Consider the following 25,480-nt stretch of genomic DNA (forward strand, 5'->3'; position numbering starts at 1 on the left):
ATCACAATTTTTTTGCAAGATTTCCGACCTGCTGCAAGCATAATCTGGTCTCTTCCGTCCATGGAAGCCCGATACAGAGACGCATACAGTTTTCAAACTGATCCTGTAAGGTAAACATCCTGCCGGGAGCGATACTGATGTTCTGTTTTATCGCCAGATCATACAGTTCAGTGGTTCGGATCTTTTTGTCAAATTCTATCCAGAGGGAGAGTCCACCCTGTGGGCGGCTGATTTTTGTGCCTTCCGGAAAGTAATCGGCGATGGTCTGTACATAGTTCTGATAATTATTCTGAAGCGCCCTTCTCATTTGCTGGAGATGTTTTTCGTATCTGCCGGATTTCAAAAAGTTGGCCACGGCTTCGTTCACAATAGAAATAGATGAAGTAGAATGAAGCAGTTTCAGCTTCATAATCTTTTTTTTGTATTTTCCGGGTGCAATCCATCCTACGCGATAGCCCGGAGCCAGCGTTTTTGAGATAGAGCTGCAATACAGAACATTTCCGTCCTCATCAAAAGATTTACAGCATTTCGGCCGGCTGGACCCAAAGTAAAGATCTCCGTAAACATCATCTTCAATGAGTGGAATATGATGTTCAGACAGAAGTTGTACGATTTCTTTTTTATGGTCGTCCGGCATACAGCTTCCTAAGGGTGAATTGAAATTAGGAATAAGTAAACACAGGTTAATCTGTGGAATTACCTTTCGCAAAGCTTCTATTTCAATACCTGTCGTTGGGTGCGTGGGAAGTTCAAGAACATTTAAACCCAACCCATTGGCCAGCTGTAGAATACCAGGATAGCAAGGACTTTCGATGGCTATAGTATCCCCGGGCTTTCCCAGAGCCATAAGACAGAAGGATAAGGCATTCATTCCTCCATTCGTAGTAACCAGATCATTTTCATTAAGATTTCCGCCCCATTGCAGGGAACGTACGGCAATCATTCTCCGAAGTTTTAAATTTCCATGAAGTTCCTCATATTCCGTTCCGCCATCTTTTAATTCACGGGTGGCTTGGATGATTTCTTTTTTTAATTTGGCCTGCGGAAGAAGATCTCCGGAAGGAATTCCGATAGAGAAGAAAGTGATTCCTTTTTTACCCATATTTTCATATACCCGGCTGATCAATTCGTCCGGTTCATCATTATTGGCCATCAGTGAAGGGCGGCTTACTTCAGGAAGTGGCAGCTTGACAGACATCAGCCTGCTGACAAAATAACCGGACTGCGGTTTGGATTCTACTAATGACTGGGATTCAAGTTCCAGAAATACACGCTTTGCTGTATTCATACTCACCCGATGCTCCTGACACATCATTCTCACGGAAGGAAGCTTATCTCCCGGCTTCAGGACGCCATTTCTGATCTGTGAAGCAATTCCGTCTGCAATTTCTGTATAGATAAATTCTTTGCTCATTTTTTCTAACTGTGCTCATGCAAATATACAAAACTGAGACTGTGTTTATTCATTTCAGCTTTATAATTTTGACTTATAAAAAAATAGTAAAATGGTGACTGATAAAATATCAAAAGACGAAAGTGTAAGCGGCTGGATTAACGGCTTTATAGGGGTACTGCTGTTCAGCGGATCAATGCCGGCTACTAAATTAGCTGTTATGGAAATGAGCCCGATCTTTGTGACTATTGCCCGTGCAGCTATTGCAGGATTACTGGCCCTTTCTGTGTTGCTGATCTATAAGGAAAAACGCCCTGAAAAGAAACAAATATTTCCCTTGCTCCTGGTTTCTATAGGCTGCGTCATTGGTTTTCCGCTTCTTTCCGCATTGGCGCTTCAGTATCTGACTTCTGCCCATTCCATTGTGTTTTTAGGAATGCTTCCTTTGGCCACTGCAGTCTTCGGCGTTTTCCGCGGAGGAGAAAGGCCCCATCCCATATTTTGGTTTTTTTCTATTATAGGAAGTCTTTTGGTAGTGGGGTACGCTATTTCACAGGGGATTTCGGCTTCCCCTGTCGGCGATATTCTGATGCTGCTTGCTGTTATTTTATGCGGAATGGGATATGCTGAAGGGGCAAAACTTTCAAAAACATTAGGCGGCTGGCAGGTGATTTCCTGGGCTCTGGTATTGGCATTGCCCATTATGGTTCCTCTGTTTTTTATTTACTTTCCGGCCCACATTGAGACCGTTAGTTTTCAGGGTTGGTTTGGCATGGCTTATATTTCTCTTTTCAGTATGTTCATAGGATTTATATTTTGGTATAAAGGTTTGGCGCAGGGAGGGATTGCTACAGTAGGACAATTGCAGTTATTGCAGCCTTTTTTCGGATTGGGTCTGGCTGCGTATTTCCTTCATGAGCAGGTAAGTATAGGCATGCTGGGGGTTACTGTAGGAGTGATTTTGTGTGTAGCAGGAACCAAAAAATTCGCAAAATAATCAAAAGTAAATGATTATGATCATGATCATAAAATATCGTTTTGTAATTGGATTATATTTGGAAGCACATTACAAAATATAACAATTATGAAATTGACCATTTTACTCATGCTTTTAGGCTTAACTGTGTTAAGCTGCAAAAAGGAAACTAAAGTAGAAACCATCACAAAATCAGACAGTGTCATCATCGATACGATGCCTGCAGACTCGCTTGCCGCTCCGATGCCAGCTGATACGATGCATAACGCAAACACTTCACCGGCAAAAAAAATGGACACAGCGAAGGTCATCAAAAAGTAGTTTCTCCCGTTATAGATTGATCAACCCGCTTTTTCGTTAAAGCGGGTTTTGCTATCCTTCAGATGTTTGTAAGGAAAGATTTCTCGTGTATTAAATCCGAATTTATCAATGTTTTAAATTATTGACTGTTTTTGTATTCAATATTTACCTTATAATTTAATTATAGTGTATTCTGGTAATTATTTTAACTTTATTTAACATTTAGTCTCATCATTAAGGTTCAGTATTTGCATAGGGTAAATTAGAAACAGGTTCAAAAAATATAAGGTTTTACAAAGAAAGATATTGAATGCTAAAGAAAATAGTAGGGGTATTATCAATCATAACTTAAATTAATGAACCATGAAGCAGAACCATATCCTACAATAATTAAAAATAAAAATAGGATATGGTAAAAAAGCGGTTTCAGTAATAAAATTTCACTATTTTTTATTGAACATATTTTAAAGAGATACTTATGAAAACAATAAGCTGCATGAATATTGACGATGAGCTGTTATATTCATCCGGAGGAGACATCAAAAAATACAAGAAAGGTGAACTCGTTTACAGAGAAGGAGACCATGCGCTCTATTATTTCCAGATCAGGGAAGGAAAGGTGAAGCTTAATAATTATGGTGATGAAGGAAAAGAATTTATACATAATATTTTTGGAGGAAAACAAAGCTTTGGAGATTCAATGCTTTTTTTAGATAAATTCTATCCAACCAATGCAGTGTGTATAGAAGCATCAGAAATTATCAGAGTGCCTAAGGATCGGTTTATTGAACTGATTAAAATACACCCTCATTTATCTTTGGAAATGAATGCCTGTCTTTCTCAAAGATTGTATTTTAAAGCGATTATGCTTCAGAGTATGGCCTCTTTAAATCCCGCTTCAAGACTTAAAGGGCTTTTGGATTATCTTAAAAGTTATCATGATGACAGCTGTGGAAGTTGTTTTCAGGTAGGCCTCACGAGGCAGCAGATCGCCAATCTGGTGGGGCTTCGTGTAGAAACGGTCATCAGAGCACTGAAAAAAATGGAGAAAGAAGGAAACGTAAAAATAGAAAACCGGAAAATTGTCTATTGATGTCAGATCGAATATGATTCAGGTCATAAAAAAGTGAATTATTCTGACGTACATTTGAGAGATCAAAATTTCAATATATTTCTTAAGACCCTAGTACGGGCGGCATGGAAGCTTTCGGCTTTCAGGATTGGGCTATCAGATTTCCACCCGTAGGCGGGTTGCAATACATCACTCCATATTCACTCATAAAAAAACAGTTGAACATACTGGAGGTTACCGCAACCGCAATTCTGAGATATCGATATTGAAATGAGAAAAATCGTTTCCTGCTGTATGATACCCACTGTTCATCCTGCCGGAAGTATATCAACCATGATTACTCAGAAATATGGATTGTCAGAAAATAGTGAAAACTCTGAAGCATAAAGACTTCATCAGAGTATCCAATAAAGGACACTGGTTTGAAGAAGGAGCAGCTGTTTATGCCAAAGAAATAAAGGATAATATCTTTTTATTATTTGTGATACTAAAAGACATCGAGATTGAAAATATTCAGGCCCTGATTGCTCATTTTGACAGTTTTAGCAGCATCGGAGTGAAAGAACCGGAACAGGTCATGTTCTATCTCTCCATCAAGGACAAAGAAGATCTTCATTATTTTGAGAAATATTTAAAAATTTCCGATAACTAATAACCCTTGAGACTATGATATTTGAAAACGACACTTTAAAATATTCCGGATTGAATGATAAAAACAATATGATAGAGAATGAATCTTTATTTCCAAGTGTTATCAATTCATACGGAGTGACTGCTTTTCTGATCAAGTCATTGGAAAAGATAAAAAACAACGCTCGATGTGATATTCTTAAAAATGTGATCGACACTTATATCAAAGATTATATTTTGAACATCCGCGAGTATCATGGCGAAAAAACAAATTTTCCGTCTCATAGGGATGCAGAAATAAAAATAGAAAATTCTTCTTTTACTTTATATGCCAAAACAGCGTATTACAAAGTATTAAAAGAAGAAGAATACCTCAATAAACTTTTAAACACTTTGGAAAAAGACAGGACAAACCCGGAATAATCCGTGTATAATATTGTTTGACTTTTTACCCTTTACACCACACCAAAATAAAATTAATATGAAAAACGATTCTCACAAGAATAAAAAGTTAGACCAACTGGATGAACACAGTACTTCCAATGAAAATGAAAAACTGACGACTAACCAGGGGATAAAAATTAATAATAACCAGGATTCATTAAAAGGCGGCGACCGCGGACCAACACTGCTGGAAGACTTCATTTTAAGGGAAAAAATCACCCATTTCGATCACGAAAGGATTCCCGAAAGAGTAGTCCATGCAAGAGGTTCAGGAGCGCACGGCGTTTTTAAGCTGAATAAAAGCCTTAATGCGTATACCAAAGCAAAATTTCTGAACAAAGTAGGTGAAGAAACACCTGTTTTTGTAAGGTTTTCAACAGTTGCCGGAAGTAAAGGAAGTACTGACCTGGCCAGAGATGTACGGGGATTTTCTATTAAATTTTATACCGAAGAAGGAAATTATGATCTTGTGGGCAATAATGTTCCGGTTTTTTTCATTCAGGATGCTATCAAATTTCCTGATTTGATTCATGCCGTGAAACCCGAACCGGACAATGAAATTCCTCAAGCTGCGTCAGCACATGATACATTTTGGGATTTTATTTCTCTGATGCCTGAAAGTATGCATATGATCATGTGGGTAATGAGCGACAGAGCCATTCCAAGAAGTTTGAGAATGATGGAAGGTTTTGGAGTCCATTCCTTTAAATTCATTAATGAAGAAGGGAAGGTTCACTTCGTTAAATTTCACTTTAAACCCAAATTAGGCGTTCATTCTGTAGCTTGGGACGAAGCGCAGAGAATCTCCGGTGTAGATCCTGATTTCCACAAAAGAGATTTGTGGGAAGCGATTGAAAACGGAGCTTTTCCTGAATGGGATTTTGGCGTACAGCTGATTCCGGAAGAAGATGAGCACAAATTCGATTTTGATCTGCTGGATCCTACCAAACTGATTCCGGAAGAAGAAGTTCCCGTTGAACTTTTTGGAACCTTAACATTGAACAGAAATCCTGACAATTTTTTTGCGGAAACGGAGCAGGTAGCCTTTCATCCCGGACATCTTGTTCCAGGAATTGATTTTACCAATGACCCTTTGCTTCAGGGAAGATTGTTCTCTTACACCGATACCCAGTTATCAAGATTAGGCTCGCCGAATTTTCATGAAATCCCGATCAACAGATCGATCAATACCTTGCACAATAATCAGCGTGACGGACATATGAGACAACAGATTGTAAAAGGAAAAGTGAGCTATGAACCGAATTCCATCGGAGGAGGATGTCCTTTTCAGGCAATGATGTCAGAAGGAGGATTTGTTTCTCAGGAAGAAAGAGTTTCCGGAGAAAAAGTCAGAAAGAGAAGTCAGAGTTTTGTGGATCACTATTCTCAGGCAAAATTGTTTTACAACAGCCAGTCGGCTCCTGAACAGACCCATCTTCAGAATGCGCTTATTTTCGAACTTTCCAAAGTAAATATACCGGAGATCAGAGAAAGAGTAGTAGGACAACTTGCTTTCATCGATAAAGATCTGGCTCAAAAAGTAGCTGATAAAATAGGGGTGAAAGTAAAAAAATTAAAAGAACCTAACCAAAGCATCCCTGCAGATGCAAATCCGGCTGAACTTCAAAGCGAAGAAAAAGAACCTAAAACTAAGCAGTCTGATGCACTGAGTATGAAAGACACGGTAAAAGATACCATCAAAAGCAGAAAGATAGGTTTTATCATAGCCAATGGTGCAGATGGAAGTGCACTTAACGATTTAAAATCAAAACTGGAATCGGAAGGCGCAACGGTAGAACTTATTGCCCCAAGTGTAGCGCCTGTTAAAACCAAAGACGGATCAAGCCTTACTCCAAAACATTCTCTTACGAGTATTGCCAGCGTGTGTTTTGATGCGTTATACATCAGTGCCGGAGAAAAATCAACCCAGGAACTTTTGGCCCCTGAAAATAAACATCATTTGCTGCAGTTCATCAATGAAGCGTATAAGCACTGTAAAGCAATTTATTTTGGAGCAGGAACAGAAAAATTGTATAACATGAGTAATGTAGCTGCCAAAAAACATGATGATCCTGCTGTAATTACCTGGGAAAATGACAGTCCTGTCAATCAGTTTATAAAAGCTATTTCCGGACACAGAGTCTGGGAGCTTGAACAGGAAAGAAACGCATAGACCTTAAGAATACACCCTTCACACTCATTAAATATTAAAAATTATGGAATTTCAAAAAAATCTTTTAGAATATATAAGCCAGTCCATTATGAGGGCTGGTGAAACGATTTCAGTAGCAGAAGGCGTTACCTCGGGATGCCTTCAGCTTGCTTTTTCACAGATGCCCAATGCTTCACTCTTTTTCAAAGGGGGGATGACAACCTATACGCTTCCCCAAAAAGTAAAGCTACTGAACGTAGACAAGGCAGAGGCTGAAGAATGTGACTGCGTTTCTGAAAACATTGCACGAACCATGGCTCTGAATGTTGCCAAACTCTTTGATACGGACTGGTCTATTGCCACCACCGGCTATTTCACTCCGATACGAAGTTCAATGTATAAAATCTTTGCCTACTTTTCCTTTTCATATAAAGGGGAAATTATTTTGACCAAAAAACTGGAACTTCATCCTAAAACCCAGGCGCTGAACGCTCAGATGTATTATACAGAATTCATTCTCGGATGTTTTAAAAGTGAAATCAATCAACTGCTGATCTTAAAATAGATTTTTACAACATTATAGAATACAGGTATCAAAGTTCAGGAATCCCATTCCTGAACTTTAACAGTAAATAGTAAACTCGTTACCATGGCCAAAAAAAGTTTCTTTTACCGTAACAGTTTAAGTATTGTCGTGCTTACACTGATGCTTATTTGTCTTTTAGGTCAGTTTTTAACGGGCTGGAAAACACTGAATAAAGAACTGGCAGAACAGGGAAGTACGATGCTCAGTGTAGGAGCATATATCCACAGCGGGCACTTTATACAAGCTACTTTTGAAAACTGGGAAAGCGAATTTCTCCAGATGATGCTGTATATTGTCCTCACGGTTTCTTTAAGACAGAAAGGGTCCAGTGAATCCAAATCTTTGGAAGGAAAAGAGGACGTAGATAAAGAACCTCAATCCCATCCAAAAGCACCGTGGCCCGTTAGAAAGGGAGGCATATGGCTTGCCATTTATAAACATTCTTTATCCCTGGCGTTTGCTGTTTTATTTCTGATAAGCTTTGGAATGCATTTCTATGGCAGCCTCAAAGATTATAATGAGGAACAGATCGTAAAGAATGAACCTACCACCACAGCCTTACAATATATATCGGATTCCAGATTCTGGTTTGAATCTTTTCAGAACTGGCAGAGTGAATTTTTAGCCGTTTTTTCAATCGTTGTATTATCGATCTGGCTCCGTGAAAAAGGCTCTCCGGAATCTAAGCCTGTCGATATGGCTCATGACGAAACTCCTTAATTGATTTTCTTTACCCTGGAGAAGCATTTCTTTGAAAACAGGCGGAATGGCAAAAACACGATCATTTTCGTAAAAATCCTCCTCAAAAACAGTGTTGAAAAGAAAAAGCATTAAGTTAACCGTTTTTGCTTTTGACCTGATTCTGGGCGCTTTTTCTGAGGGCGTCCAAATGACATGATATTGCGGGACCAGATAAATCTTCCGGTCGATATGGGAATACTGGTAGCCTTTTTCTATAAAGGTAAGCTGGGCGCGTTGATGGGCATGCTCGTGATCATCATGTTTCCAGTGTTTCTCACACCAGACATAAGCTTCTTTTGCAATAGGATCTACCAGTCGGTTGTTCGTTTTTTCCGTTAATCCACATTTTATGCTGTCGTTTTGTATGGAATTTTTGGCAAATTTAATAAAACCGACAATACTAATTTTGTATAGTAATTATTTATCTATTAAAAATGAAAAAACTAAGTACGTTTTTTGTATTCATCTTATTATTAAAGATCACCACCATGATGGCACAAGAGAACAAAGCTAAAATCTTGGTCCTCATTCATTCCGATAATGGAGGGACTTACGAATTGGCTAAGGAAATAGCAAACGGCATCGAGAGCAGTAAAAGTGCTACAGCCGTGATCAAACAGGTCAAAGACTCCCAAAACCCAAAAATGAAAAATATTCCTGTTGCATCAGTGGATGAATTGCCATCTTATGACGGTATTGCTTTCGGATCACCGGTGTATTTTGGAAATATCAGTACCGGAATGAGCGAGTTTTTATCTAAAACCGTTAATTTATGGACGAATCATGCGCTGGAAGGAATGCCCGCAACCGTTTTTATGTCAGCAGGAAGTGGTGCGGGAAAAGAATTGGCTCTGAATGCTTTCTGGAATACGTTAGCCGTGCACGGAATGGTATTGGTTTCCAATGGAATCAGAGGAACAGAAAGTATCAACAAAACAATTCCTCAGGGAAATACAGTTTTAGGGGTAACCAGCATGGCGTCGCTGAAAGATGTGGAAAGACCTACCAAAGATGAACGGGCACTGGCACAGCTTCAGGGAAGCAATTTTGCTAAAACAGCTTTTGCGTTGAAAGGTACCTTCAGTAAAAAACAGACAACCGCTGCTGTGGAAAAGTCTGCTGATATCAATGTTCTTTTGAAACAAAAAAATATTACCCTGCCAAAAGTTCCTCAGCCCGCAGGAAACTATAAACCATATGTCCGTTCCGGAAACCTGGTATTCATCAATCAGGTAGCTTTAAAAGACGGGAAAATCTTAAATCCTGGTAAATTAGGTATTGATGTCAATGAAGAGCAGGTAAAAGAAGCCACAAAAGCCACAATGCTTAACGTTATAGCGGTTTTAAATGAAGCAGTAGGCGGTGACCTTAATAAAGTGAGACAATGTGTACAGCTGACCGGAATCTTCAACACGAAAGATGACTATACAAAACATGCAGATTTGATGAATACAGCATCAGACCTGACGGTAGAAATTCTGGGCGAAAAAGGAAAACATGCCAGAGCGACTTTAGGCGCTTCGTCTATTCCTGTCAATTCTGCCGTTGAGATACAGGCTATTTTTGAAGTGGAGTAAAAATCACGTTATACAAACCATATGAATCTGCTTTATCAGCTGAATCTCTGAGAATAATAGCAAGTAAAAAGTCTATTTTAATCTTCCGCGGATCTATCAGATAGAGCAGATTTTTAATTTCTAATTTTACTGAGATTTTAACCCGTCTTAAAAGATGCTGCATTCCAACAACTTTAAGCAAAACCTGAAAAGGTTTTATTTCATCCGGTTGATTTGAGATTCCAGCACATCAGCGATGATTTTTATACTGTCTTCCAGTTTTTCTTCAGATAATGAGCCGTAACTGATCCTTAATCCGTTGATTACGGTATCGTAGCTGTATTGTTTTGGATGAATGATAGTAATGTTTTTCTCAAACAATAAAGCGGTTACCGTATTCCAGTCCAGGTTTTCTTTTGGGACAATCCAGAAAGCAAGCCCTCCTTCAGGTAGGGTAAAATCGGAGACCTCTTTCAAATATCTTTCCAAAAGATGGTGAACAAAATCTCTTTTATTTTTGTAATGAGCTGTTGCTTTCTTGATGTGCTTTTTCACAACTCCATCTTTAATTAACTGCAAAACGGCCTGCTCCATAATGACATCTCCCTGAACATCAATGATCTTTCTTAAATCTCCGACTTTGCGGATCAAATCGGGATCTTTGGATACCAGATAGCCAATGCGCAGAGCCGGAGCCACTACTTTACTTAATGTACCTACGTACACGTAGTGATTCAATTCAGTAAAACTTGAAACGGGCAGAATAGGACGGTACCCAAAGTGAAACTCATTATCATAATCATCTTCAATGATGGTGATTCCATATTTGTTTGAAAGTTCTATTAATTCCAGCCTTCTTGCTAAACTTAAAGTAACCGTCGTAGGATACTGTCTGTGAGGGGTGATGTATATTGCTTTGATGTTTTTATTTTCTGTTAAAAGTCTTTTGATGTCTTCCATGATAATGCCTTCATCATCTACTGAGGCTGGCAGAAGTTTTGCTCCTGCATATTCAAAAGCTTTCCATGCCGGTTGGTATCCCGGGTTTTCTACAATGATGAGGTCTCCGGTTGTTAACAGGCACTGAGCGGTCAGAAACATAGCCATCTGACTTCCTCTGGTGATTGAAATTTCATTTTCACGGATATGCATTCCCCGCTGATGGTTCAGCATTTGAGAAATAGCTTTCCGAAACTCTGCATCTCCATGCGCATCTCCATATCCCATCATCTGCCACCTGGCTTTGCGGTTAAAAATTTGTCTGTACGCTCTGGCAAGTTCCGTTACGGGAGCTATTTTACTGTCCGGATGTCCATCGTCAAAATTGATCATGGATCTGCTGGAAATCATTGAATTTTCTTCGGCGTCCGGATTTCTTTTACCTGATCTATTCTGTAAAGCCGGCAGCTTTTCCGATACAAAAATTCCTTTCCTTTCTTTAGAAATCACCCACTCTTCATTCAGAAGAACTTGATAAGCTTCTACTACCGTATTTCTGTTGATCTTTAGCATTAATGCCATATTCCTGCTTCCGGGAAGTGCATCTCCTGCATGGAGTCTTCCGGAACGTATGTCCGCAATAATGGTGTCCGCAATCTGCAGATACACTGCTTTTTCAAGCGTTTTATCGATTTCCAATTCTAATTTCCAAGGACGAATCATCTGGACTACCTGTTTATGTAAAAACTGAATCATTTAAACAGTCCAAATATAGGATAATTTTGTCATGCAATAACGCAACCAACCAATTAAAATGTAAAACATCATGGACAAAAAAGATTTCAGTTCAAAAGATTTTCACGAAACATTTGCAAGACCCAAGTATGTAAAGCCCAGCCATCTGATTCATAAGAATGTGGAAAATGCCGGCGAACATAACCAGTTTTCAACTGAAAGAAAACATCCGGTTTTCTTCGTCGATCTTCCCAGCAAAAATGTCAGTATGACCATCGGTGGACTGGTTCCGGGGCAGCAAACCAACAGACACCGCCATACCTATGAAACCGTGCTGTATGTCATTGAAGGAAAAGGATGGACGGAAGTAGAAGAGGAAAGAGTGTATTGGGAAGCGGGAGATGCGGTTTACATTCCCTCATGGGCATGGCATCAACACCAGAATCTCAGTGATACAGAACCAGCGAAATATTTAGCTTGTGAAAACGCACCACAACTGCAAAATCTGGGAGTAGCCCTTAGAGAAGAAGAAGGAAGAGACTTATAGGATGAAAGGATTAGGATTTAAAGTTTTGTCTAAGTCAATGATTCAGATAAATCTGTGATTTAATTAAATCTTAAAAAAATAATAAAAAATACCTTGTCAATATAAGACCAAAGATCTTCTCTAATCTCTAATCTCTAATCTCTAATCTAATCCCTAATCTTAAGCTTATCATTTTAATTTTAAATCAATCAATATGAAAAATGTTCCATTCAAAGGAATCATCGCTTATCCTATTACGCCTTTTGACCCTCATGAACAAGTAGATATTCCTCTTTTTAAAAAGCTGGTTGAAAGATTAATCGTTTCTGGAAGTCACGGGATAGCGCCGTTGGGAAGTACAGGCGTAATGCCTTATCTCTCTGATGAAGAAAAAGAAGCGATCACAGAAGCTTCCATACAGCAAACCAATGGCAGGATTCCCACGCTGGTAGGCGTATCAAACCTGACAACCGAAAAAACCGTTCATCATGCCCGATTTGCTGAAAAAGCAGGGGCAGATGCAGTAATGATCATTCCTATGAGCTACTGGAAACTTACCGATGATGAGATCGTGGCTCATTATGATGCGGTAGCCAGCAAAATCTCTATTCCTATTATGGCTTATAACAATCCGGCAACCAGTGGAGTAGATATGTCGCCAGTGCTTCTGAAAAGATTGCTGGAGATCTCTAATGTGACCATGATTAAGGAAAGTACAGGAGACATCCAGAGAATGCATTACTTAAGGAAAGAACTCGGTGAGGAAACAGCGTTCTACAACGGGTCCAATCCTTTGGCATTAGCCGCATTTACAGCAGGGGCGAGAGGATGGTGTACGGCCGCTCCCAATCTTATTCCGGAGCTTACTATTGAGTTGTATCATGCGATTGAAGAAGGTGATCTGGAAAAAGCAAAAAACGTTTTTTACCAACAGTTTGATCTCCTGAAATTTATAGTCAATAAAGGGTTGCCGAGAGCAGTTAAAGCAGGCCTGAATATTTTAGGAGAAGAAGGGGGAAACTTAAGAAGTCCGCTACAACCTCTGAATGAAAAAGACTCAGAAGAACTTAAAAATATCATTAAAACTTTACTAAATTAATTAAAATCTTATGAAAAAACCAGTTTTTTATCACGCAGGATGCTCAGTATGCGTAAGCGCAGAGCATGACATCATTAATCTTATTGGTGCGGAAAATGTAGACCTTGTGCATTTAGGAAATGACAGAAACAAAATTTCGGAAGCTGAAAATGCGGGGGTAAAGTCAGTTCCTGCTTTGGTAACGCCTAATGGAAATGTTCTGCATATCAATTATGGAGCATTCATGGAAGAGGTGAAGAAATAAAAAAATCTGGTGGCTTTGAAAGCTTCAGCCACCAGATTTTAAGGTCAGTTTACTATTGATGTTATAGAAAATGTGGCTGAGAGATTTCTCAGCCACATTTTATTTATACAGTGGCATTGCCTTCTACGCCGTCTGCGTTGTTGGTTTTAATGCCGGTAAGAGCTGCTGCGACAAAACTGAAAAGACTGACCAGTTTTCCTGCTTTCGTATCCCAATAATAGGTTTCTTTTGGCTCTACACGAATGATGGTTACATCCGGATCATCTTTTCCGTCAAACCATGCTTTAGCCATCGGCGACCATTTTTCCTCGATGGTAGCTTTATCTTTATAAACAGAAGCCTCACCATACACCGAAAGGTATTGTGAATCACTGTTATTCATAAAAAACAGCTGCACTCTCCGGTCTTCCTTTATTTCAAAGTTTTTGTTACTCGATCCGCTGCTGATGAACCATAAATTTCCACTGTCATCTGTCTCCTGAAGGGACATCGGACGTGAATTGACAGGAACCGTTTCAAGCTCGGTACAGAACATACATATTCTTGCTTTTTCAGACAATTCCTGGATTTTTTTAATCGCTTCCAGATGAGTTAAGTTTTGTGTTGACATATTATTATATTTTAATGATTGGTTTTTAATAAGAAATCAACATTGATGACCTTTAGAATAAAAGATTCAATGCATTATTGATTAAAACATTCAAATACCTGACCAAACATCCCATTTTTGTGGTATTACTACTTGAATTTTTTCTTTAAAATCATAAAATGTGCATATTTTATTCTACAGAATTTTGCGTAATTTTGAGGAATGCAGATTCAGCCACCCAGGCATTTATCATCGTACATCCGGCATTATATCTTTTTGGAAAATGCAGGCAGTGAGCGTAAAAGCTTAAGGTTATTTACAGATGGCAGCACAGGATTGATCTTGTCCGGCAGTCAGGATTTGTATGCTGCTAACTCGGGGCATCACATTCCATCTTCTTTTTTTTATGGACAGCCTTCAGGATATAAAGATTTTATGGCAGAAGGTTCATTTTCTATGCTAGCGGTGGTTTTTCAGCCCTATTTTTTTAATATTCTTCTTAAAATTTCAGCAAAAGAAGCCAAAAATCAAATCATTTCTGCTGAAGATATTTTGAAGAATAAATTGTTGGTTTTTCAGGAAGGTCTATCAGCAGGAACTGACCCTAAGATGATTATTTCTCAACTGAATATTTTCTTTACCCAATTTTTGTCCGAAAATATCAGTTCTGATCATGTGCTGATCAAAGCTGTTCAGCAACTGATGCTTACAAATAAAGGTTCTGTATCTTCAAAAGAGCTGGAACAGTTCACAGGATATTCTGAACGTCATCTTGAAAGGAAATTTGAAGATTATATCGGTTTAACACCAAAGAAATATGGACGTATTATCCGGCTTCATCACTTTATTAATTTAATGAAGAAAAATTCAGCCAGTGAAAGCATAGCAGCGCTTTCTTATGAAGCAGGCTATACCGATCAATCTCATCTGATTAAAGATTTTAAAAGCTATATCGGACTTACCCCGAACCAATATCTGAAGACTCAGAATAAGCTGGCGATCAATTTTATAGAGCTGTAAGTAAGAATGTCGGTTTTTTACAATCCTCAGATCTGTCTGAATGATAGTTTTGCAGAAAAAAAAGATGAACAATCTCAAAATTTCAACGGCACAATTCGAAAATAAAAGCGGAGACAAAGAATACAATCTGTCAGTCATAGAGAAATTAGCTGCAGAAGCGGCCTCTAAAGGTTCACAGGTGATTGCTTTTCATGAATGCTCCATTACAGGCTATACTTTTGCCAGAAACCTTTCAAAGGATCAGCTTCTCGAGGTTGCAGAACTGATCCCTGACGGAAAAAGCATTCAAAGATTACAGCAAATTGCCACTCAATACAACATCACGATATTGGCTGGTCTTTTTGAAAAGGATGAACATGATCATATTTTCAAAGCGTATGTGGGGGTAGATCAAACCGGGCTGAAAGCTAAATACAGGAAGCTTCATCCCTTCATCAATCCTCATCTCACGCCCGGAAACGAATACTGTATTTTTGATATTCAAGGCTGGAAATGTGGGATTCTGATCTGCTATGATAACAATATCGTTGAAAACGTGAGGGCAACCAGACTTTTGGGAGCCGATATTATTTTTATGCCGCATGTCACCATGGGGACGCCTTCCACAAGGCCGGGCGCAGGATTTGTAGATCCGGAATTATGGCAGAACAGGGAAGCAGATCCTACCTCGCTTCGTCTGGAATTCGATGGGATGAAAGGAAGGGACTGGCTGATGAAATGGCTTCCGGCAAGAGCGTATGACAACGCAGTTTATGTGGTTTTTTCAAATCCTATTGGTATGGATGACGATCAGCTGAAAAACGGCTGTTCTATGATCATTGATCCTTTTGGAGATATCATTGCGGAATGCCGTTCGTTCGACGACAGTTTTGAGAGCGTTACCATTTCTCCAGAAAAGCTTACCCAGGCAGGAGGAAGCAGATATGTCAAAGCAAGAAGACCGGAATTGTACAGAGATATTATCGGTAGAGCGCATCATTCTGAACAAAAAGTGGTCTGGATGAAAGACCATACTATTGAGCCTGACTCCAGTGTAAAGATTAAGGGGCTGGAATTGTAATGAGGAGAAGGGAAAATATCCGTGTCAAGGTTTTAAATCTTGACACGGATATTCAAGGAAACTTTCAATAATTTCTATCTTGAAACTTTTTTACTCTATCAATGCCTGAAGATCACTCCAGGCTCCGCCATTATGGACATGCTTAAAACCTTTTTCTTTCAAAATCTTTTCAGCCTTTACACTGCGCAATCCGTGGGAACAAACCGTGATATAGGGTTGTGTCCGGATCCAGTTCTGTGTATCTTTCTCTTATGGTTCCTAAAGAAATATTGACCGACCCTTTGATATGTCCCATTGCGTATTCTTTTTCCGTTCTCACATCCAGAATGACAGCGCCTTTTTTAATAATTTTGTCTAAGCTGTCCTCTAAGGTCTGATATCTGTAAACCCGATAAATAATAAATACAGTGAATATAATTCCACCAAATATCAACACATTCTTCATAATCTGCTGAGAATTTTTTTATCAATATAAAATGTTCCGAAAGGAAGAAAACATGCCAGAATGATTTTCCAGGTCGTTTCTTTAAATTTCCAATGCTGCTCAACGCCTACGCTTAAAGTATTGAAAAGGAAAAGAAGAAATAAAGTTCCATGAATTGGTCCCATCATCCTGACCAAAGCAGGATTTCCTATCCAGTACTTTAAAGGAACAGCAATGAAAACTAAGGTTAAGAGAGATATTCCTTCTAAAATAGCCAGAATTCTTAGGCGTCCGATTTTTGTTTTTAATAAATGTATCATTGTTATCTGAAATAAGGTCTGTTAACAAAAGGAGAAAATGGCCAGGGAATGGCTATAAAAATGACAGCCAAAGCAATAGAAAACCAGATGAGCATTGTTTTGAATTTTTCCCGATCTGTATTTTTTCTTTTAGCTAAAGCAGAACCAATGGTGATAAGCACAATAGCGGTCATCATTAGCAGCATATGAAGCAGTCCGAAGAAAAGCAGGTCCAACGATGTCCTGGCTTCAATGAAATTCTTCCAGAAATACTTTACAATTGGACTTTCAACATAGAGTATTATTCCAAAGATCAACTGGATATGAGCTATTGTAGCCGTCCAGTGTCTTACAGAATCGTCTGTTTTCGAAAATGATTTATGATAAAAATATCCTCTGAAAGCTCTCCACAGGGCATAAAAAAGACTTAATAAAACGATCCACCGGAATGTGGAATGCCAATAGGTAAGGGTCTGGTACATGAGTAACTTTTTTGAAAGGACCAAAGGTATAATAAAAACATACTAATTAGTATGTTTTTTGATAAAAAATTATTCCAATGATTTGAAATAGGATTTAAGGCCCTTTAAATAAATAAGATACACTGATTTTGAGTTTTCAAGTTTTCCTAAATTCCGCACCCCCCAATATCCTGACATTACAAAAACTGCAATTTCTCTGGCATTTACATTCTGTTTTACGGTACCTGTTTTTTTGCCGTTTTCAATACAGGTGATCATTGCGTTTTCCCAGCGTCCGGCAAGTTCGTTCAATGCTTTTGTAAAATCGATGTGCCAGGGAGCCATTTCCTGGGTGAAATTGGAAGTAGGGCAGCCATATTCAACCTTTAGAAAATCGTTTTCCATTAAGATGCCATATACAAGCTGGTAAATACTTTTTAACGGATTGTTGGTGTTTTCCAGAGGCTCAATAAAGGTACTCTTAAAGTTGTTTTTCAGAAGTTCGTTAATGATGGCCAGTCCCATTTCATCTTTTGTTTTAAAGTGATAATAGAAGGCCCCTTTGGTCACCTGCGTCGTCGCAATAATCTCATCTACGCTGGTGGTCTGATAACCTTTGGCATAGATCAGTTCAAAGGCTTTCTGAAGAATATTCAGGCGGGTGGCTTCTGATTTTTTCATTAAAATAAAATGACTTTGATGCAAAGGAACGGAATTTTTGTCCAAAAAAACAAACTATCATTATTCTGATATTAAACTACAATTTAAATAATTTTTATAATACATTAATTCTGCGGAAATTTGCATTGTCAAACACAACAAAATTATAAGACAATGAATTATCAAAAAGACCTACCGATCAAAACGGAGTCTCCCTCAAAAAGCAAAGGTTTTCCGGCAGCATTATGGGCATTGACCATCAGTGCATTCGGAATAGGAACCACAGAATTCGTTATTGTAGGGCTTCTTCCAACGGTGGCAGGAGATCTTGGGATTAGCATTCCTTCTGCAGGGCTTCTGGTTAGTTTATATGCGATAGGAGTAGCGATAGGAGCTCCGATATTAACGGCATTAACAGGAAAAATACCCCGTAAAGCGTTACTGATTTCCATCATGCTGCTATTCGTCATCGGAAACGGACTGGCTTCTATTGCTCCGGGATTTATCACTTTGGTGATGGCCAGAATTCTCACCGGATTTGCCCACGGGGTTTACTTTTCTATCGGTTCAACGATTGCGGCATCGCTGGTTCCGGAGGAGAAAAGAGCCTCTGCCATTTCCATTATGTTTGCGGGACTTACGCTTGCCATCGTAACAGGAGTTCCTCTCGGCACTTTTATCGGGCAGCATTTCGGGTGGAGAGCTACCTTCATTGGTGTTTCTATTCTGGGAATGATAGGATTGATTGCAGGTATGCTGCTGGTTCCGAAAGATCTTAAAAGTGACCAGACCGCCTCTTTAAAAAGTCTTCCGAAAGTCTTTGGAAACAGACGTATGATCTTTGCTTTTTTAATGACGGCCATGGGATATGGAGGAACATTTGTTGTTTTCACTTATTTATCCCCCATCCTGCAGGAGATCACAGGATTTCAGGAATCTGCAGTGACGTTGATTCTTCTGATTTACGGAATCGCGATTGCTTTAGGAAATCTTTTAGGCGGTAAAACAGCCAATAAAAACCCTTTAAAAGCTCTTCTCTGGATGTTTGCAGCCCAGGGATTGGTATTATTAGCTTTTTATTTTACAGCCGATCATAGGATCTTAAGCATCATCACTCTGTTTCTTTTAGGAGGTTTGTCTTTTGCAACGGTACCGGGACTTCAGCTTTTGGTGGTACAGATTGCAGAAAAAGAACTTCCCGGAACTGAAGATGTAGCTTCAGGAGTGAATATTGCAGCCTTCAACATTGGGATTGCGATCGGATCATATACCGGTGGTCTTATTGTAACGTCTTCATTAGGATTGGCAAGCACGCCATGGATCGGAGCTTTATTTTTATTGGTAACCGTACTGATTACGATGTACAGCATCCGTTTAAATAAAAATCAAAAATAAATTTCCCGGTTTTTATATTTTCAAGGACTGTCCTGCTAAGGGCGGTCTTTTTAGTTGCTGCATTTTATCCCTAAATATGATTATCAGTTCATTTTAGATCTCGTGAATCTCAGAATCTGTGAATACAAAGAATTTCCCTCCTTTAGGAATGTTTTTGGTGTCTAATCCTGTAAACTCGCTGAAGGCCGGCAATAACAGCTGATTCTGGGTTTGAACAAAACAGGGCAGTCTGATCCTTTTCACAGAAGAATTCAGCACAACACCGGGATGAATGTGTCCTGTGATCTGAAATTCAGGCAATGCCTTGTCAAAATCATGAATAAAAGTAAATCCATTGATGGTCAAGGATCCGGATTTAAAATTTAAACATAGTTTTTTTTCTAATTTCGCTGACAGGCGGTCATGGTTCCCTTCAATAAGGTAAAATTGAAGATCAGGATACTGATTTCTCCAACTGCAGAATTCGTCTACATCCGAGTTGTCTCCGGCATGAAGAAGATCGCCCACTACAATGAATTTCTCCGGCTGAAAATATTCAATCAAAACGGAAAGCCGCTCCAGATCACTTTTCATGATTTGATTGGCTAATGCAATTCCGTTTTTCCGGAAATGGGCTGTTTTTCCAATGTGAAGATCGGATAAGATGAGTGCTTTTTCTTTTTTCCAGAATGCTGCACGCTGATTGGTTAATGTGAAAATTGTATTGTTGATTGTGATATTTTTTACGGCGATGTTCATTTTTTTTTAGAAGTTTGAGGTGAGAAGATGGGAGAGTTTTTTTTAACTACCCCGTCTTTTTGCTTTGCAAAAATCCACCCCTTCAAGGAAGGGGAATTGTGGTGGGTGCGTGGCCGGAAATATACTCATCACTTATAATTTATAACTTTAAAACCCCTTTTTCCTTGCCTGTTCGACCATTTTTTTGATCCTCGCATCCAGGCTTTCACTGGAGAGCGTTTGTCTTAAGCTGTCTACTTTGATAGGGAAGCTTAGCGGAGTAAAAGTATTGGAATATTTTAATATGATTTTTGATTTTTCAATTCTTTTAAAGGCTTCTACGAGACGGGGTTCCTGAAGCTGCATGTTGAACACTTCGGTGTAGGCCTGTCGTACAAGAAAATGATTGGGATCATAATCTTCCAGTACTTTAAAAATCAGTCCGGCTGAGCTTTGGAGTGATTTATTAGATCGTTGTTTTCCTGCATAATTCTGAATGACCATTCCTGAAATGACAGCAATATCCCTGAATTTTCTTCTTGCCATTTCTGCAGAGTTGATACTTGCGATGACATCGTTCATCAGGTTATCGCGGGTCAGAATTGTCTCCAGATTATTTTCATTCAGAGGAATTTCTTTGTCGCTGAACAGTTCAAAACCATAGTCATTCATGGCCATTGAAAAGGAGATCGGGGCGAGTTTTGAAATGCGGTAGGCAATCAATGCGGCCATTACTTCGTGGACAAGCCGACCTTCAAAAGGATACATGAACAGGTGGTAGCCTTCGCGGTTTTTGATCAGTTCGACAAGAAACTCATCTTCTTTCGGGATATGAGAATTTTTTTCCTGATTGGTTAATAGAGGATGTAAAAATTTCAGTTCTTTCTCCGAAGCTTTTGGATTTAAAGCATGAGAGAGTTTTTCCCTTAAAAAATAACCTAAATTTGAACTTAAAGGCAATCTTCCTCCCAAATAACTCGGGGCCCTTGCTTTTCCTTTTGCTCCACGTACATAAACGGTCATATCTTTAATCATGGCTACTTCAAGGGTTCGTCCCGCCAGAATAAATTTTTCTTCTTTTTTTAATTTTGTAATAAAATATTCTTCCACCATTCCGATATAGCCGCCGGAAATGAATTTCACTTTCAGCATGGCATCACTTACGATAACGCCCATATTCATACGATGGAGCATCGCGATCTTTCTTGAGGTCACTTTATAGAGACCGTTTTCCATAATGACAATTTTATGGAATTCTTCATAGCTTTTCAGAACACTTCCGCCAATCGTCAGAAAATCCAGAATGCTTTTCCATTCTTCATCGGTCATTTCCTGAAAGGCAAATACTTTTTTGATTCTCTCAAAGGTTTCTTCTGGATAAAACCCGTCACCAACGGCCAGAGTCATCAGAAACTGAACCAGAACATCGAAACATAAAACCTGGGGTTCACGCGGTTCTATTACCTTTTGTTTTACGGCTTCTTTCAAAGCGGCTACTTCAATCAGTTCAAGAGAGTGGGTAGGAACGCAGTAGATTTTAGAGGTCTCAAAGGGTGAGTGTCCGCTTCGGCCGGCCCGTTGCAGAAATCTGGCCACTCCTTTGGCTGAACCAATCTGAATGACGGTATCTACAGGTTTAAAATCAATTCCAAGGTCTAAAGATGAAGTGGAGACTACAGCTTTCAGTTTTCCGGCACTTAAATTCTCTTCAATCCAGATCCGGAGATGAGCATCAATGGAACTGTGATGAATGGCGATCTGTCCTGCAAAATCAGGATAAGCATCCAGTAGCAGCTGATACCACATTTCGCTTTGGCTGCGTGTATTGGTGAACACAATGGTTGATTTTGAATCAAGAATGATAGGAACGATTTTATCGGCTAATTTGGCCCCCAAATGTCCTGCCCAAGGAAGAATATCAAGTTCATCCGGAATAACGGGCAAAATATCTATTTTTTTATGTTCTTTGGCTGTAATTTTTGTTTTTTTGATATCATATGGAATTAAAACATCCATTGCTTCATCAAGATTCCCAATTGTTGCCGTAATTCCCCATATTTTTATTTTCGGGACATATTTTCTGAGCTGAGAAATGGCGAGTTCCACCATAACGCCTCGTTTTGAGCCAAGCAATTCGTGCCATTCATCTACGGCCACGCATTTCATATCCTGAAAGAAGCGTTCATGATTTTTCTGGCCTAAAAGCAGGTGGAGACTTTCGGGAGTTACCACAAGGATCTCAGGCATATTTCTAATCTGCTGCTGTTTTACTTTCTGCTCTGTATCACCGTTTCTTACTCCAACGGTCCAGTCGAGGCCTATTTCGTCCATGGCTTCCTGCATCGCTTTAGCAATATCTTTAGACAAAGAACGCAAGGGCGTGATCCAGATCATTTTCAGTCCTTTTTTATACTGTTCGGGACGATTCATGAAATCTGAAATCAAAGCCAGAAAAACAGAAAATGTCTTTCCGAATCCGGTGGGCGCAATGACCATTCCGCTATATCCGTTTCCGAATTTCTGCCAGGTGTCGATCTGAAATTTGAAAGGGGAGATGCCCTTATCCGTCATCCATTGCTGAATGACTTTAAATCCGTCGCTATTTTCAAATGTTTTCAAATTATTGGATCAGTTTTTTTATCTCTTCAAGTTCGTCAATTTCGTTGACTGTTTTATCTTTCCTCCATCTCAGGATTCTTGGAAATCTTAATGCGACACCGCTTTTATGTCTGCTGCTGAATCCGATTCCTTCAAAAGCAATTTCAAAAACCAATTCAGCTTTTACGGTACGTACCGGACCAAATTTTTCAATGGCATTTTTATTCACAAATTTACTTACTTCCATAATTTCTTTATCAGTAAGACCCGAATAGGCTTTTGCGATCGTCACTAAGGTATCTCCATTTTTTACAGCGAATGTATAATCTGTGTAATAGGCACTTCTTCGGCCACTCCCTTTTTGGGCGTAGATTAAAACGGCATCAATAGTCAGCGGACTTACTTTCCACTTCCACCAATCACCTTTTTTCCTTCCGGCATGATACATGGAATTTTTCTGTTTCAGCATAAGGCCTTCACTGTTTATTTCTCTTGATTGTTCTCTTATCGTATTCAGATCTTCCCATTTTTCGAAATCAATAACCTGGGAAAGTTTTATATTTTGAGGAGTTTCATTCAGTAATAATTCTTCAAGCATGGCTCGTCTTGCTGCCATGGATTTTTCACGGAGGTCCGTTCCTTCGAGCTCTAAAAGATCATAAACAAAGACTTCAATCGGAATATCTGCAAGCATTTTTTTAGTTAAAGTTTTCCTGTTCAATCTTTTCTGTAATTCATTAAAATTTAAGACATTAGAATCCTTTACTGCAAGTATTTCTCCATCTAAAACAAAGTTACCTTTCATGGCCTGAACGGTCTCCCTGATTTCCGGAAACTGATCGGTTACAAGCTCTTCACCTCTTGACCAGATAAAGACTTCATCATTTCTTTTAATGATCTGTCCACGGATTCCGTCCCACTTATATTCAATCTGCCATTCTTCCGGATTTCCCAGTTCTTCCAGTTCTTTTTCAAGAGGATAAGCCAGACAAAAAGGATAAGGTTTTGAATTGTCCGGATTGATATTTTCAGCTGAGATCAGTTCCTGAAACGAAACTTCCCCGGGAATCCATTTCCCCATCAGACTGTGCATCAAAGTACTTGATTCCTGAGATGAAAATTTGGTAAGGGCATTAATCAGCGTTTTATCGGAAACCCCGATTCTGAAGCTTCCACCCAGTAATTTATTGAAGATTAAACGTTCCGTATAGTCCAGCCCGTTCCATGATTGTAATACAAATTCTTTCTTTTCGGTTTCTGATTTGTCTTTTAAGTGAATGATATCCAGCATCCATTCAGAAAGCGTACGGTCAATAGTTTCTGAAGGTGGAGGCAGAATGAGAGAAATGGTTTCACCCAGATCTCCTACTGAAGAGTAGCTTTCCTGAAACAGCCAGAACGGCAGTTGAGTGATCTCCAGCGCCCATTCTTTCATGTAATTGGTATTCACATTTCTTTTGGGTCTTTTTCCGGTAAACAAAGCAATGAACCATACTTTATCTTCATCCGGAGCACGTTCCAGATAATCGATGATGGCGTCTATTTTTGCGTTGGTTTTATTGGTAGTTTCCAAGGCGTTGATCAAGTCTGCGAAATGTTTCATGGCTCCGGATTTTCTATGGTTTCTTTTTCTGACTCTTCTTCATCTTCACCAAACAATGTTTCCACAACATCTGATTTGATGCCTATCTCATTTAAATACTTTGAGAAAATTTCCGTCTGCCCATGCGTAACGTGTACAATTTCAGCTTCTGTGGCTTTTACGGCTTGCAGAAGTCCCTTCCAGTCGGCATGGTCGCTCATGGCAAATCCGGCATCGGCACTGCGCCATCTTCGGGCTCCGCGTACCTGCATCCATCCGGAACAGATCGCTGTGGCAGCATCCGGTATTTTTTTGATGATGTTGCTGTCCAGTAAAGCGGGAGGAACAATAACGATTCCGTGTTGTACTTCTTTTGGGTTTTCTTTAAAATCAGCGATTTTGTAATCGGGAAGGGTAATGCCTACTGATTCAAAGGCTTCATTCAGTCTTCCAATAGAATTGTGGACATATATTTTTCCTAAACCCTCTACAGCTTTCATGATACGCTGAGCTTTTCCCAATGAATATCCTATGAATACTGAGGTTTTTGAATTTTCCTGGTTTTTAAGCACCCAGCTTTGAAGCTTTGTATTGAGGTCAGGAACTTCCAGCCAGTTATAAATAGGCAGTCCAAAGGTGCTTTCCGTGACAAATTCATTACACTTTACCAACTCAAAAGGCGTACTCAATCCATCTTCCTGCACTTTGTAATCTCCTGATATGACAGTAACATAGCCTTTATATTCTAATCTTATCTGGGCTGATCCTATAATATGTCCGGCAGGATGCATCGATAATTTTACACCATTTAGGATAATGGTTTCACCATATTCAACACTCTGGCATTCAATATCCACCCCAATTCTTTGATAAAGGATGGGCTTTGTATAATGATGGCAAAGGTATTTTTTCATTCCCCACCGGGCATGATCAGCGTGTCCGTGAGTGATGACTGCGAGGTCTACCGGTCTCCACGGATCAATATAAAATTTCCCCTGTGGACAGTAGATTCCTTTTTTTGTGAATGTTATTAATTTCAATGGTGTGATTGGTTTATATTTTACATTCAAAAATCCCACCAAATTAGGATGAATTGTCAATTTTGTAGTAAACTATGGTAGGTAAAAAAAACTGCATTCAAAATACATGATCTCATTCAGAACTTTCTAATGAGACAAGACTGAAGGATTCAGGTATAATAAAAGATTTTTTTCATTGCATATAAAGCAACCTGTGAATATTTAAGTTAAAAAGAAAACGGAGCAGTATTCAGCCGCTCCGT

The 25,480-nt window shown here is 39.2% G+C and carries 27 protein-coding genes; 15 read left to right on the forward strand and 12 right to left on the reverse strand.

Annotated elements, in window-relative coordinates; translation table 11 throughout:
• Position 1: 1 nt before the first annotated feature.
• Positions 2-1,414 carry an aminotransferase-like domain-containing protein gene (locus BW964_RS00500; protein ID WP_076503861.1) on the reverse strand — a complete coding sequence of 471 codons (1,413 nt, stop codon included), beginning with the start codon at positions 1,412-1,414 and terminating at the stop codon, positions 2-4.
• A gap of 91 nt (positions 1,415-1,505) precedes the next feature.
• Here BW964_RS00500 and BW964_RS00505 point away from each other — a divergent pair, with 91 nt between their 5' ends.
• The 8 genes from BW964_RS00505 to BW964_RS00540 all read left to right on the forward strand — a co-directional run bounded on the left by BW964_RS00505 (position 1,506) and on the right by BW964_RS00540 (position 8,273).
• Positions 1,506-2,390 (forward strand): DMT family transporter, encoded by an 885-nt coding sequence (locus BW964_RS00505; RefSeq protein ID WP_076503863.1) that lies wholly within the window; start codon positions 1,506-1,508, stop codon positions 2,388-2,390.
• Positions 2,391-2,477: 87 nt separating this feature from the next.
• Positions 2,478-2,690 carry a hypothetical protein gene (locus BW964_RS00510; RefSeq protein ID WP_076503864.1) on the forward strand — a complete coding sequence of 71 codons (213 nt, stop codon included), beginning with the start codon at positions 2,478-2,480 and terminating at the stop codon, positions 2,688-2,690.
• Between the two features lie 457 nt (positions 2,691-3,147).
• Positions 3,148-3,762, forward strand: a complete 615-nt coding sequence (locus BW964_RS00515) for a Crp/Fnr family transcriptional regulator (protein WP_228432054.1) — start codon at positions 3,148-3,150, stop codon at positions 3,760-3,762.
• A gap of 328 nt (positions 3,763-4,090) precedes the next feature.
• Positions 4,091-4,393, forward strand: a complete 303-nt coding sequence (locus tag BW964_RS00520; protein ID WP_076503867.1) for a hypothetical protein — start codon at positions 4,091-4,093, stop codon at positions 4,391-4,393.
• Positions 4,394-4,407: 14 nt separating this feature from the next.
• Positions 4,408-4,794 carry a hypothetical protein gene (locus BW964_RS00525; protein ID WP_076503869.1) on the forward strand — a complete coding sequence of 129 codons (387 nt, stop codon included), beginning with the start codon at positions 4,408-4,410 and terminating at the stop codon, positions 4,792-4,794.
• A 58-nt stretch (positions 4,795-4,852) separates the two neighbouring features.
• On the forward strand, positions 4,853-6,988 hold the full coding sequence (locus tag BW964_RS00530) for a catalase (protein ID WP_076503870.1): 2,136 nt from the start codon (positions 4,853-4,855) through the stop codon (positions 6,986-6,988).
• 43 nt (positions 6,989-7,031) lie between these two features.
• Positions 7,032-7,532, forward strand: a complete 501-nt coding sequence (locus tag BW964_RS00535) for a CinA family protein (RefSeq protein WP_076503872.1) — start codon at positions 7,032-7,034, stop codon at positions 7,530-7,532.
• 84 nt (positions 7,533-7,616) lie between these two features.
• The gene (locus BW964_RS00540) at positions 7,617-8,273 is read left to right on the forward strand and encodes a DUF6766 family protein (protein WP_076503873.1); all 657 of its coding nucleotides are present in this window, start codon (positions 7,617-7,619) and stop codon (positions 8,271-8,273) included.
• Here the strand turns inward: BW964_RS00540 and BW964_RS22200 are convergent.
• The gene (locus tag BW964_RS22200; protein WP_317044325.1) at positions 8,199-8,699 is read right to left on the reverse strand and encodes an AraC family ligand binding domain-containing protein; all 501 of its coding nucleotides are present in this window, start codon (positions 8,697-8,699) and stop codon (positions 8,199-8,201) included. The two genes, BW964_RS00540 and BW964_RS22200, sit on opposite strands and share 75 nt — an antisense overlap.
• A 29-nt stretch (positions 8,700-8,728) precedes the next feature.
• Here BW964_RS22200 and BW964_RS00545 point away from each other — a divergent pair, with 29 nt between their 5' ends.
• Entirely contained in the window at positions 8,729-9,871 is a 1,143-nt protein-coding gene (locus BW964_RS00545; RefSeq protein WP_076503875.1) for an Atu1372/SO_1960 family protein, read from the forward strand.
• 195 nt (positions 9,872-10,066) lie between these two features.
• On the opposite strand, the gene pdxR is transcribed toward BW964_RS00545, so the two are convergent.
• Positions 10,067-11,512, reverse strand: coding sequence for a MocR-like pyridoxine biosynthesis transcription factor PdxR (gene pdxR, locus BW964_RS00555; protein ID WP_076505356.1), 1,446 nt, complete (start codon positions 11,510-11,512; stop codon positions 10,067-10,069).
• A 103-nt stretch (positions 11,513-11,615) separates the two neighbouring features.
• Between pdxR and BW964_RS00560 the strand changes: the two genes are divergently transcribed.
• The 3 genes from BW964_RS00560 to BW964_RS00570 all read left to right on the forward strand — a co-directional run bounded on the left by BW964_RS00560 (position 11,616) and on the right by BW964_RS00570 (position 13,393).
• Complete coding sequence (locus BW964_RS00560; RefSeq protein ID WP_076503879.1) at positions 11,616-12,071, forward strand: cupin domain-containing protein; 456 nt, start codon at positions 11,616-11,618, stop codon at positions 12,069-12,071.
• Between the two features lie 193 nt (positions 12,072-12,264).
• On the forward strand, positions 12,265-13,149 hold the full coding sequence (locus BW964_RS00565; protein WP_076503884.1) for a dihydrodipicolinate synthase family protein: 885 nt from the start codon (positions 12,265-12,267) through the stop codon (positions 13,147-13,149).
• A gap of 10 nt (positions 13,150-13,159) precedes the next feature.
• The gene (locus BW964_RS00570; protein WP_076503885.1) at positions 13,160-13,393 is read left to right on the forward strand and encodes a thioredoxin family protein; all 234 of its coding nucleotides are present in this window, start codon (positions 13,160-13,162) and stop codon (positions 13,391-13,393) included.
• A 103-nt stretch (positions 13,394-13,496) separates the two neighbouring features.
• On the opposite strand, the gene BW964_RS00575 is transcribed toward BW964_RS00570, so the two are convergent.
• Positions 13,497-14,003, reverse strand: a complete 507-nt coding sequence (locus tag BW964_RS00575; RefSeq protein WP_076503887.1) for a pyridoxamine 5'-phosphate oxidase family protein — start codon at positions 14,001-14,003, stop codon at positions 13,497-13,499.
• Between the two features lie 201 nt (positions 14,004-14,204).
• Here BW964_RS00575 and BW964_RS00580 point away from each other — a divergent pair, with 201 nt between their 5' ends.
• The gene (locus tag BW964_RS00580; protein WP_076503889.1) at positions 14,205-15,002 is read left to right on the forward strand and encodes an AraC family transcriptional regulator; all 798 of its coding nucleotides are present in this window, start codon (positions 14,205-14,207) and stop codon (positions 15,000-15,002) included.
• 64 nt (positions 15,003-15,066) lie between these two features.
• Positions 15,067-16,062, forward strand: coding sequence for a nitrilase family protein (locus tag BW964_RS00585; protein WP_076505357.1), 996 nt, complete (start codon positions 15,067-15,069; stop codon positions 16,060-16,062).
• A gap of 169 nt (positions 16,063-16,231) precedes the next feature.
• On the opposite strand, the gene BW964_RS00590 is transcribed toward BW964_RS00585, so the two are convergent.
• From BW964_RS00590 to BW964_RS00605, 4 genes are all read right to left on the reverse strand, one after another.
• On the reverse strand, positions 16,232-16,507 hold the full coding sequence (locus tag BW964_RS00590; RefSeq protein WP_228432056.1) for a rhodanese-like domain-containing protein: 276 nt from the start codon (positions 16,505-16,507) through the stop codon (positions 16,232-16,234).
• Complete coding sequence (locus BW964_RS00595) at positions 16,504-16,806, reverse strand: DUF3817 domain-containing protein (RefSeq protein WP_076503891.1); 303 nt, start codon at positions 16,804-16,806, stop codon at positions 16,504-16,506. The genes BW964_RS00590 and BW964_RS00595 overlap by 4 nt, the downstream gene beginning before the upstream one ends.
• Positions 16,807-16,808: 2 nt before the next feature.
• On the reverse strand, positions 16,809-17,267 hold the full coding sequence (locus BW964_RS00600; RefSeq protein WP_076503892.1) for a hypothetical protein: 459 nt from the start codon (positions 17,265-17,267) through the stop codon (positions 16,809-16,811).
• Between the two features lie 69 nt (positions 17,268-17,336).
• The gene (locus BW964_RS00605) at positions 17,337-17,927 is read right to left on the reverse strand and encodes a TetR/AcrR family transcriptional regulator (RefSeq protein ID WP_076503894.1); all 591 of its coding nucleotides are present in this window, start codon (positions 17,925-17,927) and stop codon (positions 17,337-17,339) included.
• 153 nt (positions 17,928-18,080) lie between these two features.
• Between BW964_RS00605 and BW964_RS00610 the strand changes: the two genes are divergently transcribed.
• Complete coding sequence (locus BW964_RS00610) at positions 18,081-19,301, forward strand: MFS transporter (protein WP_076503895.1); 1,221 nt, start codon at positions 18,081-18,083, stop codon at positions 19,299-19,301.
• Between the two features lie 93 nt (positions 19,302-19,394).
• Here BW964_RS00610 and pdeM read toward each other — a convergent pair whose 3' ends face one another.
• From pdeM to BW964_RS00630, 4 genes are all read right to left on the reverse strand, one after another.
• Complete coding sequence (gene pdeM, locus BW964_RS00615; protein WP_076503897.1) at positions 19,395-20,039, reverse strand: ligase-associated DNA damage response endonuclease PdeM; 645 nt, start codon at positions 20,037-20,039, stop codon at positions 19,395-19,397.
• A gap of 147 nt (positions 20,040-20,186) precedes the next feature.
• Positions 20,187-22,637 carry a ligase-associated DNA damage response DEXH box helicase gene (locus tag BW964_RS00620; protein WP_104669458.1) on the reverse strand — a complete coding sequence of 817 codons (2,451 nt, stop codon included), beginning with the start codon at positions 22,635-22,637 and terminating at the stop codon, positions 20,187-20,189.
• 1 nt (position 22,638) lies between these two features.
• Positions 22,639-24,219 (reverse strand): ATP-dependent DNA ligase, encoded by a 1,581-nt coding sequence (locus BW964_RS00625; RefSeq protein WP_076503901.1) that lies wholly within the window; start codon positions 24,217-24,219, stop codon positions 22,639-22,641.
• Complete coding sequence (locus tag BW964_RS00630; protein WP_076505358.1) at positions 24,216-25,238, reverse strand: ligase-associated DNA damage response exonuclease; 1,023 nt, start codon at positions 25,236-25,238, stop codon at positions 24,216-24,218. Before BW964_RS00630 ends, BW964_RS00625 begins: the two co-directional genes overlap by 4 nt.
• Between the last annotated feature and the right edge of the window lie 242 nt (positions 25,239-25,480).

The organism is Chryseobacterium shigense, assembly GCF_900156575.1.
In the GTDB taxonomy this organism is placed as follows: Bacteria; Bacteroidota; Bacteroidia; order Flavobacteriales; family Weeksellaceae; genus Chryseobacterium; species Chryseobacterium shigense.

Coding starts and splice junctions, on each gene's coding strand:
- BW964_RS00515 (WP_228432054.1), top strand. CDS start 3,148: ATGAAAACAATAAGCTGCATGAATATTGACGATGAGCTGTTATATTCA.
- BW964_RS00565 (WP_076503884.1), top strand. CDS start 12,265: ATGAAAAATGTTCCATTCAAAGGAATCATCGCTTATCCTATTACGCCT.
- BW964_RS00625 (WP_076503901.1), bottom strand. CDS start 24,219: ATGAAACATTTCGCAGACTTGATCAACGCCTTGGAAACTACCAATAAA.
- BW964_RS00600 (WP_076503892.1), bottom strand. CDS start 17,267: ATGTACCAGACCCTTACCTATTGGCATTCCACATTCCGGTGGATCGTT.
- BW964_RS00510 (WP_076503864.1), top strand. CDS start 2,478: ATGAAATTGACCATTTTACTCATGCTTTTAGGCTTAACTGTGTTAAGC.
- BW964_RS00505 (WP_076503863.1), top strand. CDS start 1,506: ATGGTGACTGATAAAATATCAAAAGACGAAAGTGTAAGCGGCTGGATT.
- BW964_RS00595 (WP_076503891.1), bottom strand. CDS start 16,806: ATGATACATTTATTAAAAACAAAAATCGGACGCCTAAGAATTCTGGCT.
- BW964_RS00590 (WP_228432056.1), bottom strand. CDS start 16,507: ATGAAGAATGTGTTGATATTTGGTGGAATTATATTCACTGTATTTATT.
- BW964_RS00570 (WP_076503885.1), top strand. CDS start 13,160: ATGAAAAAACCAGTTTTTTATCACGCAGGATGCTCAGTATGCGTAAGC.
- BW964_RS00525 (WP_076503869.1), top strand. CDS start 4,408: ATGATATTTGAAAACGACACTTTAAAATATTCCGGATTGAATGATAAA.
- BW964_RS00560 (WP_076503879.1), top strand. CDS start 11,616: ATGGACAAAAAAGATTTCAGTTCAAAAGATTTTCACGAAACATTTGCA.
- BW964_RS00575 (WP_076503887.1), bottom strand. CDS start 14,003: ATGTCAACACAAAACTTAACTCATCTGGAAGCGATTAAAAAAATCCAG.
- BW964_RS00610 (WP_076503895.1), top strand. CDS start 18,081: ATGAATTATCAAAAAGACCTACCGATCAAAACGGAGTCTCCCTCAAAA.
- pdxR (WP_076505356.1), bottom strand. CDS start 11,512: ATGATTCGTCCTTGGAAATTAGAATTGGAAATCGATAAAACGCTTGAA.
- BW964_RS00585 (WP_076505357.1), top strand. CDS start 15,067: ATGAACAATCTCAAAATTTCAACGGCACAATTCGAAAATAAAAGCGGA.
- pdeM (WP_076503897.1), bottom strand. CDS start 20,039: ATGAACATCGCCGTAAAAAATATCACAATCAACAATACAATTTTCACA.
- BW964_RS00500 (WP_076503861.1), bottom strand. CDS start 1,414: ATGAGCAAAGAATTTATCTATACAGAAATTGCAGACGGAATTGCTTCA.
- BW964_RS00605 (WP_076503894.1), bottom strand. CDS start 17,927: ATGAAAAAATCAGAAGCCACCCGCCTGAATATTCTTCAGAAAGCCTTT.
- BW964_RS00580 (WP_076503889.1), top strand. CDS start 14,205: ATGCAGATTCAGCCACCCAGGCATTTATCATCGTACATCCGGCATTAT.
- BW964_RS00535 (WP_076503872.1), top strand. CDS start 7,032: ATGGAATTTCAAAAAAATCTTTTAGAATATATAAGCCAGTCCATTATG.
- BW964_RS00520 (WP_076503867.1), top strand. CDS start 4,091: ATGGATTGTCAGAAAATAGTGAAAACTCTGAAGCATAAAGACTTCATC.
- BW964_RS00540 (WP_076503873.1), top strand. CDS start 7,617: ATGGCCAAAAAAAGTTTCTTTTACCGTAACAGTTTAAGTATTGTCGTG.
- BW964_RS00545 (WP_076503875.1), top strand. CDS start 8,729: ATGAAAAAACTAAGTACGTTTTTTGTATTCATCTTATTATTAAAGATC.
- BW964_RS00530 (WP_076503870.1), top strand. CDS start 4,853: ATGAAAAACGATTCTCACAAGAATAAAAAGTTAGACCAACTGGATGAA.